Raw genomic sequence first — 12520 nt, 5'->3', positions numbered from 1 at the left:
TTTTGTACCACAAATGTTTGATTTTATTTGTGTAATCAGTTTTTTTCTCATTTTTGTTAGGCTTCAATATATCTATTTTTATCCAAAGGAACATCTTCCTTTGATGCATTTACCTTCTTACTTAGAAGTCTTTGAAGCTCATTATAAAGCATTATTCTTATTACTTCTCTCTTGGATTATAATTTCTCAAAATATTAAACTTTATGAGGATTCTAGAAAAACAAAATTAATCAAGAGTATTAAACGAGTATTTCTACAACTTATCTATTTCTCGGTTATTTTGTTTGCAATTTCAGGTCTAAAAGAGTATGATTTGATGTCCTTTTATTTAGGATTAATTTACATTTCGATTCTTCTTGTTTTAATGATTTGTTTTCGTGTATTTATATTTTTTTATAGAAGATCAAGACATAAAGCTGGTCTAGATTTGATGAATGTTTTGATTGTAGATGAAAATATCAATACCAAAAAATTTGTAGAAATTGTAGAATCAAGAAAAGAGCTTGGATTTAATCTTACTGGTAATTTTTCTCAAGGAAATAAATTTGAATTGCTAGAAGACAAGCTAGTTTATGACAAGGTAGATGTAGAAAGTTTTATTGTAACAAATGATATTCACCATATTTTTATTTCTCAGTTTGGAACAATTGATAAGAATGTCTATCGCAAATTATCCATATTAGCAGAACAAAATCATATTGAGTTAAATTATATCCCTTATTCAATATATAATAATTTTACAAATCTGAAAATAGATTATATTGATACTTTACCAATATTGGAAGTTAAAAGATTTCCTTTGGATTTATCTTATAATCAATTTATTAAGTTTTGTTTCGATAAGTTATTTGCTCTGTTCATTTGTCTATTTATATTAAGCTGGTTGATTCCAATTATTTCTTTATTAGTTTTTATTGATTCTAAGGGGCCGATATTTTTCATTCAGAAAAGAAATGGATTAAATGGGAATGAATTTGGATGTATTAAATTTAGAACAATGCGTCACTCAAAATTAAATTCAATAAAGGCAACAGTACGTAATGATGATAGAATAACTAAAGTAGGCTCATTTTTGAGAAAAACTTCTTTGGATGAAATGCCTCAGTTTATAAATGTATTGTTAGGTGATATGTCAATTGTTGGCCCTCGCCCGCATATGATTTCTCAAGATAGTTATTATAAAGAAATTATTGAAAAATATAATCTACGACATTATGTGAAGCCAGGTATTACTGGGTTATCTCAAGTAAAAGGCTACAGAGGTGCTATAGATTCTGATTTGGATATGGAAAAACGTATTTTTACAGATGTATATTATGTAAGAAATTGGTCTTTTCTATTAGATATTCAGATTATTTATCTAACTATTCTTCTTGTTGTGAAAGGAGATGAGAATGCGATTTAACTACATTAAATAAGCAATATAATAGAATAAAAAACATAATACCTCTTTGTCTATTTAGAGATGATTCTGTTATAAAGAAACTTATTGTAATTAATGCAAAAGAAAGATGAACAAAATCTTTGGTACGTATTGCATGATATAAATTTATTAAAACACAAGAAAGTACTATACAGAAACCAAAAAATCCTAATTCGGCAAAAGTCTGTAAATATTGATTATGAAAATTTAATTCGCCAAAATATTTACTTAAACCTCTATCTATTTGTTTTTCTATTATTTTATCTTGAGCAGCATTTAATCCAAAACCTGTCCAAAAAATATTATCTTCTTGAATAAACTCTTTGAATAATCTATATTGATATAGTCTAATTGCTGTACCAGAAAAGTAATAGTTTTCGCCAAATTCTGGCTGATATAAAGCATTATGTAAAGAAACATTAATTACACCGTCTTCTATTATTGTATTATCTTTTGTGTCTTCTAATTCTGCATAAAAGCGACTAAACATATAATTACCTGCAGTAATAGCAACTATAATTCCTACAGAAAAAATTATTAATAAGTTCTTTTTGCTTAGTTTATTATAATTATTGAATAGATAAATAACAAAAATAAATAGAGTAATAAGAATAAGATTTTTTGAGGATAATAAGATTAATGAAAGAAAAAGAATAGCTAAGGCTGTAAAATCAAACCATTTTTTTGATTTTTTACTAATTAAAGCTAAAAATGAGAAGGATACAAAAACAGATACATAGATGGCATTTACTTTAAGACTGACCAAGTTATGATATAAAAACCAGTTAGATTGTTGATCTGATAAAAATCTAAATAAAGCTCTTATCAAGCAAAATACCATAAAAGTAGCTATGCTATAACTAAATGTGTAGCATAGTTTTCGTAGCTGCTGATTCGAAATAGGAGGAATCAGTATAAAAATAAAAGGAATTATTAGTAAAGGAATTGTTTTGCTTATAGCTTTAATAGATTCTTCACTATTGATACTCCATGTGATAGATATTGCTCCAATGCAGAACAAAATAACAGGAAGTATGAGTGAAAGATTAAAACTAAATTTCAGTAACTTATAATTTAGAACTACACTTATAAGCAATAATATAGTTGCGATATTATTGTATATAAAAGGTAAAGGTAAAGTAACAAGACACAATAAGATAGAAAAGTTTATTGCATTTTCTATCTTAATGTCTTTTATTTTATTTAACAACCAATTCATTATAGAATGTTATGTTTACTAATTTAGCATCATCACTGATTGTTCTTAAACCAACCGCATATTTACCTTTTGGTAATTTAGCAATAGAAAACTCTGTTTTAAAACCTGCAAATTGTATGTTTTTTTCATTAGGAAATGCTTCTTTTAAATCTGGTCGTGATGATTTATAGGTTTTTATAGCATAAAGTTGATTATCCTTTTTTAAGATAATTTCTACTTTAGTTTTTTCATTATCTCGATTCTCTATAGCACTCCATCCATTTATTTTGAAAGAGTTTTCTTTGTCTTTGTCTTTTTCAATGGTATCAATACTTGCTTTAACAGTTGTATTATTACTAACATTTTTAGTCAAAATAGGAAGTAAAATTTCATTAGTACCTATAGAAATTGTTTGTTGTATATCAGAAGAATGCAAAATATTATTTTCATCTTCTATTACGATAGATAGATTATAATCACCAGGTTTTAAGTTATTTATTTTAAAAACACCTTGAGCCCCTGTTTTTAACATTGCACTATCTCCTTTGAAAATTTCCATGATATCATTTCTATCAGAAATTTTAGCATCTACAACAAATTCGTTGTTTAGCATATCTTTTAATACAAATTTGGTATGTGTTATACTTGGATTCTTATGTCCTTCTATATAAGCCCATCCACTAATTAATAATACTTTTTCTTTTACTAGGATTTCATCAAAATTACCTTTTACATTTTCTGTTCTATTTTGCGATAAAATAGATTTTTCGAATGTTGCTAAAAATAGTTTTGACTTAGTTTCTAAGTTTTGATTAATAAAATTATTCAAATCAAATTGTTGATTGATAATTTCTTTTGGATAAATAATATAATATTGTCCAAATTTTTCGATCGCAAACTTACCTGTATTAATTAATAATGCAAAGCGATCTAAATAGTCAATTTTTGTAATAAATGCAGATTTTTCTGGAGTTTTACCTTCTAATAATTGTTTATTTATTAACTGTTCAAATTTTACTTGTTCTTCACCATTTGTTCTAGCTACGTAAGCAGAAGTAATTTTACAATTATTTTTATAGGCCAAATATCCAAAATCTTGATAATCGTTCTGATTTTCTAAGCTATTTTCATAAGGTGGATACATAATGATATGATCTACTTTAGAAAAAACTTGATTTAAAAAATCAACTTTCTCAAATGGGACTTCATATTTTCCATCGCTATATTTATCGTTGGTGAAAAACATGCTTGTATCATAAATATTAACGAAAGCTAATATGATTAATAAGGTTCCAATAATATATTGGTTTATTTTAATTCTTGAAATAATTATTATTGCAAATAGTAATAGAGCATAATATATTACCCAAATATATCTGGCGCTAGCTCTGAAAACATTTCCTAATTTTATAATAAGTTCAGGGGCTTTTAGTTCGTATAACGTTTGATCATTATAAGTTACAATATTTGTGATAGCAAAACCTGTAAAAAATAAAAGAGCAACACTAAAAAGCAAATAAGTTAAGTAGGTTTTTTTTTCTATTTTTTTTCTAATAATAAAAATAGGGAAAGTTAAGATAAAAGCCAAGCAAAGCATAAACATGCTTCCAATTCCAAGATAAGAATATCCTTCATATTGATGCCAAGTTTTTTGAGGAAGTTGAGGAAAGTATTTTGAAAACCCTCCACCATTAAAAAAGGAATTTAGATTCCAACTATATAAGCCGTATGCATTTGTAACTTCAAGATTTGTTGAATCGAAAGATAATATTCCAACAATAAACCATATAAATAATAAAGCAATAATACCGCTTAAGAAATAGAAAAGTCCTTTTTTCCAATCGTAAACTTTAGAAATTAAAATGTTTTTAACAAAATATATGAAGAAAAATGCTAAAGAAATTAAGGTAAGATACGGATGTATAAGACCACTAATAATCAATAAAATAATATGATATAGAGCAAATTTATCTGCATATTTGCCTTTTTCTAATGGTTTGAAATAAAAGTAAAAGCTTGCTATAATTAGCCATTGCGCACATAAAGAAGGGTGCAATGTTCTAAATAAAAGAACTGGATTTGTATTAATAATTATTACCGCTGTTGATAGAATAAGAATGTTCTTAACATTAAAAACTTTTAGAAGTTTGATGGTAAAAAATCCATTTAAGATATAACATACTAAAAACCATAATCCAAAATACTGAAAGTCAATAGGTAATATTCCTGATATAAGCTTGAAAGGAATTGCGAATAAAGGAATAGAGTCAGTAATTCCTACATTTGTTCCAATTGGATAATACCATTCAGAGTTCGTTCCAATAGGAAATGTCCATGGGCTATTGCGATAGAAACTCCATCCTAAAAAATGCTGTCCCCAATCGTGATAAACTTCTAATAACCATTTGGTATTGGAAGGGTTTAGAACGTGAAGTCCAAACTTTAGAATAAATATGATCAAGCTTATAATAAATCCTGATAGATAGTCTATATGCAGTTTTAGTTTCATTGTTTTGGTTAATAATTTTTATATAATGTATTTATTTCTTTTAAAATCTCAAAACCATCAGTTAATTTAAGTTTAGAGCCTGCTACGTCTTCCCAATTAGTTATAGGAAATTCGACTCCATTTGTAAGCAAATTGCTTTTCTTCAATCGAATGAAGACTTCTGCATCAAATAACCATGCGGTTTGAAAAGGTGTTTTTAAAACTTCATTCAAAATGTTTTGAGAAAAAATTTTAGCTCCACATTGAGTATCGTAAATTCCTAATTTATATTTTATATTGATTATAGTAAGTATTATTCTACCAATGTAATGTCTGTATTTTTTTCGTTTGATGTTTGAATTAAGCAACATTATTCTCGAGGCTAGAATAAATTCCTTGGGAGAATTTTGTAAATAATTATACATGCTAAGGAAATCAACAGATTTTGTAGAAAAATCTGCATCTAAATATCCGATATAAGTATATTTATTTTGTTCATATAAAGAAACCAAAGATTTATAAATTGTAAAGGCTTTACCTTCATTTTTTTTATAATCAAATAAAAATGTGTTTGGTTTATTTTGTATGTACTGATTTATTTTTTTTACAGTATTGTCCTTGCTTCCATCATTTGCAAAATAAACATCTATGTTTGCTTGATTTAGTAATAAATCAATTTCATTAAAATTTAATCTAAACTCTTCATTATAACAAGGAATTATTATTGCTAATTTCGACATTTAAATAACTTCTTTTAATAAATTATAATATTTTTGATTGATAATACTCCAGCTAAATTCATTTTCTATAGAAGCTGTGTTTTTCTTAATTTTTTCTAATTCATTTTCTTTAACTAAAGTGTCATAAAGTTGTTTTACTTCATTTTTGTTAGAGAAATAAAATGCATTTTCTTTTAGAACTCCTTTGTTAAATTCATTATTATTAGCACAAATTAAGCAGTTGGATGCCATTGCTTCTAATAATGAAGGATTTGTACCACCAACAGAATGTCCATGAAAGTATAAACGTGAATAATAACGAATATTGTTTAATTCCTCGAAATTATAAATGCCTCCAGTAAATATAATGTTAGAAAAAGATTTATATTTTTCTTTTAAGAATTCTCCGTAAGGAGTTTCATGTTTTCCAATTACTAAGAAAATTTCATGTTTGTTAGATGATGTCACACCATCTAGAATCATTTCTAAGTTATTTTCGGGTTCAAATCGAGCAATTAATAAACTATAATTATTTTTTTGAATTTTATATTTATCTAAAATAGAATTATTTGGGTTAATAAATGCATCGGCGCCATAAGCAATATAAGTAGAGTCTTTATTGTATTTGTTTTTCAGATAGGTTTGTATTCCTAAAGAATCTGCAATTAGATGATCAGAATGTATTGCGCCTAATTTTTCGGCATATTTCAAGAAGTGTTGGACTTTTTTTGAATATTTGCTACGTTTCCATTCTAGACCATCCATGTTAGTTATAATTTTCGCTCCTTTAGGCATTAACCACCACCATATTGTACTGCTTGTATATCCTAATTGTAAAATAATATCGAAATTACGTTTGCGAGCATCCAAAATACAATTCAAATCGTAAAGAAATTGTCCTGCAGTTCCCATTTTATCTTCTGGATCCTTGCATTGGATTAATTTAACTCCATTAAATTTTTTTTCTTTATACGGATGTAATGAAGAGTTATAAACGTAAACATCTTCTCCCTTATTAGCTAAATAAACAGCAAAAAATTCAGCAAATTGTTCAAATCCACCGTGATAATTTGGTATTCCTCTTGTTCCTAAAATGGCAATTTTCATAATTGATGTATATTCGAATGAAAAATATTCAGAATTCATATAATAAACGGATTTGAATATAGTTTATTGAAAAGAAGTAGTACTTTTATTCAAATTAATATATGAAAATATTTGTTGACGCCTATTTACTGAATAAAGAATATCAAGGGACTAGAACTTATATCGTAGAGCTATATAAAGAATTATCAAGAAAAAGAAAAGATATTAAAATAACATTTGGAGTCGTAGAACAGACAACAGAGATTATGAATGAGTTTTTGGAGTTTGATAATATTTCTTTATATGAATACAAAGAAAAAAATCGTTGGAAAAGGATGTTTGGAGAATTGCCAAAATTATCTTTTTTGTATGATTATATGCATTTTCAATACATTATTCCATTCAGAAAATTAAATGAAAATTGTCAATACATTAATACAATTCATGATATTTTATTTGTTGATTATCCTAACCAATTTCCTTTTTTCTATAGAATCTCTCGAACAATTTTGTTTAAATGGAGTGCAAAAAAAACAGATATTTTATTGACAGTTTCTAACTATTCTAAAAAACAAATTGCTAAACACTTTAATATACAGTTAACAAAAATTCTTGTAACACCAAATGGTGTAAATGAAGAGTTTTTAGAAGATTATGATAAGAAGAGGATACAGGAAAAGATTTTATCAAAATATGGATTGAAAGATTATATTTTATACGTAAGTAGAGTGGAACCTCGTAAAAATCAATTACAGTTATTGCAATTGTTTTCTAATAATCAATCAATTTATAATAATTATACAATGGTTTTTGTTGGCAAAAAGTCGTTGGAATCTAATTCCTTTGAAGAATATTTTATGAAATTACCAGATGAGGTAAAGAATAAAGTGAAATACATAGAGCAAGTTCCACAAGACGACCTAGTTGATTTTTATAGAAGTGCTTCATTTTTTATTTATCCTTCACTTTATGAAGGGTTTGGAATTCCTCCTATAGAGGCAGCAGCAGCAAAAATTCCTGTCTTATGTAATAATATGACAGCAATGGAAGACTTTACTTTTTTTGAGCCTTATTTAATAAATTTTGAGCATCAAAATATTCAACAATGTTTTGATGATTTTATACTGAATAATCAATCAGACATTAAAGGGATTAAAAAAGAAATTGAATCGAATTATGCTTGGTCAACTTCGGCAGACGATTTATTAAATGTATTAAAATAATAAAATAATAGACATCCTAATATAATAATCATATTATCTCTTTGGTTATAAATACCTGTTATTGTTAGTGTTGTGAAGAAGTAAATGATTGCTAATACAGAAATAAATTTGGCTTCGAATGTATTACTTTTTTGTCCAACCCAGTAAAGTCTGAAGATAAAAAATAAGTATGCAAATAATGCAAAAACACCTAATTTATAAAGGATAAACGTATATCCATTATGTGTGTGTGAAATGTATTTCATTCCTTTTTTAGAACCATCTAAAGGGGCGTGAAATTTAAGATTAATTAAAGAACCAAATCCATTTCCATAAATAATAGTTTCTGGTTTATTTTCAATTAATTGTATGGATTTTAAGGCTTCGTAAGCACGCCAATGATCCCAAAGTTTTCCATGATCGGTTATTCTAACTTTAGATTGATAAATCTCAGATTGGCTCATTTTAATTTTATATAAAAAACCATCAAATCCCTTAGCATTTCTATTAATAGGCGTATTATTTAGATAATAGAATAGTCCAATAATTGAAAAAATTAAGGCGATAATTATTGTTAAGTTAAATTTGTTCAATTTTGTTAATCCTAAAGCTCCTAAAGAAACTAGTATCACAATGATAAACATTAATCTAGAAAAATAGATGAAAATAGATAAACAAAGAATACATAAAATAATTGTACTATAAAGTTTGTTTTTTGTGAATGATTTCTTGAAAAAGTATTTATAAAATAACAAGAAAACTAGGCTAAAACATTCTATAAAATTATCTTTAGTAATCAATCTCATAGAAGAAATATTTCTTAAATCTGAAGAAATAATAACAATAGATAAATGCGCGATAGCACAAGCTAAACCTAAGTATACGATTACTTTTGCAAAGTAAGCAGTATTATCAATTTTTCTAGCATATAAATATCCCAATATAATGCCTAAAATAGGTTTGAAAAAGAAAATGAAATCCTTAAAAATATCTATAAAAGCATAGTTGTAAACGAATGTTCCTACAAATCCAAGGAGTACAAAGCTGCTTATAAAGGCTATAATTTTGATGAATTTTATATGAAGTACAATTTTTTCTGTAATAAAATATTGTATTAATAGAATAAGCTCTAAAACAAAAATAGTCTTATAAGACCCAATATATAATTGAAATAGAATGAGTAATATAAGTAGAATTGAATAATATTTTTGTTTAGAAATTTTCATTATTTCACCATAATTAATTTAATTTTTTTTACTAAGCTGTTTAATGTTAAAGCAATAGAACATAATATATAATTTAAACCATGAGTATGTTTCTTCAAATATGTTCGATATCCTTTAATGAGTAAAGGGTTTTTTTTAGGGTTGAAACCAACAAAATGAATATAATTATATTTTGCAAAAAAGTAATTTTGATAACCATTATCAGCTATTTTTTTACATAAATCTACATCTTCAACATACATAAAATAATCTTCATCAAAACCATTTATTTCATTGTAAATAGCCTTTCTCATTAAGATAAAAGAACCTCCCAACCAATCAACTTTATAATAAGGAGCAGTAAATATTCCTTTCTCAAAATCACCTGTATAAGCACCATTTTTTATTTTAAAACAAGAAGCTATACTTGGAAATTTTCCTCCTGGAACAAGATATTTTTTGTTTTTATCGAGCATATTAATTCCAATTGCCCCAGCTTTAGGATCATTTCTCACAAAATTAATCAACTCCGAAAAATCATTAAGAATAATTGTATCATTGTTTAATAAGAGTATTGTTTCTGCATTTGCATACTTTACAGCTTCATTATTTCCTTTTCCAAAACCTAAGTTTATCTCAGACTTTATAAGAATGACTTCTGGAAAATGATTAGTTAAATAAGAAATACTATCATCACTTGAATAATTATCAAACACAATGATTTCATACTCAACATGAGTAAGATTTTCTTGTATTGATTGAATACATTTTTCGAAATACTTTCTTCCATTGTAATTAACAATGATAATTGATAAATCTTTTTCCATTTCTAAATTCCAATTGGTAAAAAACCAAGTTTTTTGTTAATAAAAAAGATACAAGTTAATTTCATTAATATAGTTATTACCAAGGTTGCAATAGCTGATCCTAACGCACCAAAATATGTAATCAAAATAATATTTAGTATAATATTCGCTACAAAATAAAAAAGATTTATTTTGAGTAATGTATTTTGATTGTTCGAGATATTTAAGATTTGATCGACACAACCAAAAAATACACTAAGCATACTTGAAATTGATATAATGACTAATATTTGGACAGTATTAGAACTTGTTTCTCCAAAGAAAGAAATGACGAAATTTCCAAAAAATAATAAAATTAAGAAAAAAGGTAAACAAACTAAAGTTAGATTTAAGCTTGATTTCTTTAAATATTTTTTGAGTAAATGAATTTCTTTTCTTTCAAAGTATTCAGACATTTTAGGAAGAGCAACAGCAGTGTAAGTGCTTAAAAATATCAATAACAATGAACCTATTTTGTATGCTAAATTATATTCCCCTACTTCTTTCGGTTCGGACATTATTCCTAGCAAGATAACATCTGTCCAACTTAATAAATATAGCATTAACCAACTTATCATCATCGGAATAGATCTTTTTAGTATGCTTTTATAAGGCGGTATATAAGACCTGTTTTTTTTATTTTTCAGATAAATACTAGAGTATTCAATAAAGAAAGTTACTAGATAGCTTATAAAATAAATTAGACTAATATTGGTAATGTTTTTATCTTCATTATTTAAGAAAAATAATGATATTATAAACAAAAAATTTGGTAGAAAGAACATGAAAAATCCAAACTTGAAATAATTTTTTGTTGCAATAAAATAATAAACAATAATATCGTGAGCCAAAATAGGAAACAAAAAGAAACCTAACAAGCGAAAACTATTAGCTAAACTAGTATCATTGAAACTTTTGGCGAGAAAATTTGCATAAAAAATTAGTAGAATAGAAGGAATCAACATGAAAAAAAAGACTAGCTTGAATGTATGATTTACAAAAGAAAACAAGCTATTTTGATCAAGCTCTTGTCGATTAAATTCAATCAATAATGTATTTTGTATTCCCAATGTAAAAATGATTAATAATACATTGACAATTGTTTGAATGATGGAAAAACTACCAAAAGTTTCGATACCAAAGTTTTTTGCAATAACTCGAATAATCAAAAAACTTAGTCCCATACCAAGTATTCTGAAAATAAATGTTAATCCACTCGTTGTAAAACTTTCATAAAGTTTAGAATTCTTTAGATGCTTTATTTTCTCTAAACTAATCATCTATGATTTTTCTGTGATTCTTTTTGTAATTGATTTTTTTAGATAAGCAAATAAGTAATAGAAAAAAGTAAAAAACAAAATAAAAATAGGTAAAATGATTTTCAATTGATTAGATTTCAGTTTTTTGAAAGAATCTTCACTATCTATTATTTTGTAAAAATCACTACCTTCAAATATACCAATTTTGATAAAGGTTGATTCTTTAGCTAAATTGTCTTTCATCTTTAGCATATCCCCAACTTGAGATTCAGCAGTTATAACTAGAGATTGACTTCCTTTATTTTTAGCTATAGAATTTAAGATAGTATCAATCTGAGACATGGTTTTCTCATTGAATTTTAACTTATCATAATCATTCTCTAAATTAATTTTCTTCAATTCATTAAGCAAAGGATTATTGTTTAAATAATTTGATAAACTTTTTTCAAATTTATCAATTGGATATTGATGATTAGACTGTATAATAATTGAATGATTAGGATAATTTTTATAGAATTCAACATCATTTACAATTTTTTTCAAATCCATATCTTCTGAAAAGGTTTTCATCAACTCAAGATTAGCTTCATTTCTTCCTCCAAATTCATAAGGATCCACTACTGGCTCAATTTTTATTTTTGAGATTCCATTGTAAAACAAACCATGCTTTTTTAAGTAAATAGTATCCTTTTCTGCAAACTTAGCGTTGATTAAATCAACCTTATTATATAGATTATCAACATACCCATATTTTGCTTTTACAAATAATTTATACTCATAATTATTTGTCATTTTATCTAATACATATCCAACTACTCCACCAAATAAAAGTAAAGATAGAAATATGTATTTTTTTGATTTTAAATAAGTAATAAACTGGATTAGCTTAATAAATAATTTTTCAAATGATTTAGAGAATTTAGAAATTACATTTCCAAAGTCAATTTCATTATTCTCTTGTTGAGTAGAATTATTATCCATTTTATCGTGTATGTTTAGTTTTAGTAATTCAAAAAATTTAATTATCGATCTACAAGTCGTTCTTCTACAACGTAGAAAAATAGGATTTATTCTACGTTTAGGAGACAAAAAAAA

10 protein-coding genes are annotated in these 12520 nt (G+C 25.8%); 2 read left to right on the top strand and 8 right to left on the bottom strand.

Annotated elements, in window-relative coordinates:
- Positions 1-13: 13 nt before the first annotated feature.
- Positions 14-1405, top strand: coding sequence for an exopolysaccharide biosynthesis polyprenyl glycosylphosphotransferase (locus tag B2217_RS03655; RefSeq protein WP_180905559.1), 1392 nt, complete (start codon positions 14-16; stop codon positions 1403-1405).
- On the opposite strand, the gene B2217_RS03650 is transcribed toward B2217_RS03655, so the two are convergent.
- Genes B2217_RS03650 through B2217_RS03635 form a run of 4 tightly spaced genes read right to left on the bottom strand, consistent with a single transcriptional unit; the run spans position 1365 to position 6974 of the window.
- Positions 1365-2642: an O-antigen ligase family protein gene (locus B2217_RS03650; protein WP_038336029.1), complete on the bottom strand. Its 1278-nt coding sequence runs from the start codon at positions 2640-2642 to the stop codon at positions 1365-1367. The genes B2217_RS03655 and B2217_RS03650 overlap by 41 nt on opposite strands.
- Complete coding sequence (locus tag B2217_RS03645; RefSeq protein ID WP_152606156.1) at positions 2623-5130, bottom strand: DUF6311 domain-containing protein; 2508 nt, start codon at positions 5128-5130, stop codon at positions 2623-2625. Before B2217_RS03645 ends, B2217_RS03650 begins: the two co-directional genes overlap by 20 nt.
- 8 nt (positions 5131-5138) lie before the next feature.
- Entirely contained in the window at positions 5139-5849 is a 711-nt protein-coding gene (locus B2217_RS03640) for a glycosyltransferase (protein WP_038336027.1), read from the bottom strand.
- Positions 5850-6974, bottom strand: coding sequence for a DUF1972 domain-containing protein (locus B2217_RS03635; RefSeq protein ID WP_306459997.1), 1125 nt, complete (start codon positions 6972-6974; stop codon positions 5850-5852).
- Between the two features lie 62 nt (positions 6975-7036).
- Between B2217_RS03635 and B2217_RS03630 the strand changes: the two genes are divergently transcribed.
- Entirely contained in the window at positions 7037-8137 is a 1101-nt protein-coding gene (locus B2217_RS03630) for a glycosyltransferase family 4 protein (RefSeq protein ID WP_038336026.1), read from the top strand.
- Here B2217_RS03630 and B2217_RS03625 read toward each other — a convergent pair.
- Genes B2217_RS03625 through B2217_RS03610 form a run of 4 tightly spaced genes read right to left on the bottom strand, consistent with a single transcriptional unit; the run spans position 8089 to position 12406 of the window.
- The gene (locus tag B2217_RS03625) at positions 8089-9342 is read right to left on the bottom strand and encodes a hypothetical protein (protein WP_038336025.1); all 1254 of its coding nucleotides are present in this window, start codon (positions 9340-9342) and stop codon (positions 8089-8091) included. The genes B2217_RS03630 and B2217_RS03625 overlap by 49 nt on opposite strands.
- On the bottom strand, positions 9342-10148 hold the full coding sequence (locus tag B2217_RS03620; RefSeq protein ID WP_052217844.1) for a glycosyltransferase family 2 protein: 807 nt from the start codon (positions 10146-10148) through the stop codon (positions 9342-9344). Before B2217_RS03620 ends, B2217_RS03625 begins: the two co-directional genes overlap by 1 nt.
- A 2-nt stretch (positions 10149-10150) precedes the next feature.
- Positions 10151-11446, bottom strand: coding sequence for an oligosaccharide flippase family protein (locus B2217_RS03615; protein ID WP_038336024.1), 1296 nt, complete (start codon positions 11444-11446; stop codon positions 10151-10153).
- Positions 11447-12406, bottom strand: a complete 960-nt coding sequence (locus B2217_RS03610) for a hypothetical protein (protein WP_038336023.1) — start codon at positions 12404-12406, stop codon at positions 11447-11449.
- Positions 12407-12520 lie beyond the last annotated feature (114 nt).

Source organism: Empedobacter sp. UBA7620 (assembly GCF_002484185.1).
GTDB classification, from domain to species: domain Bacteria; phylum Bacteroidota; class Bacteroidia; order Flavobacteriales; family Weeksellaceae; genus Empedobacter; species Empedobacter falsenii_C.
This window is presented reverse-complemented; position numbering and strand designations above follow the sequence as displayed.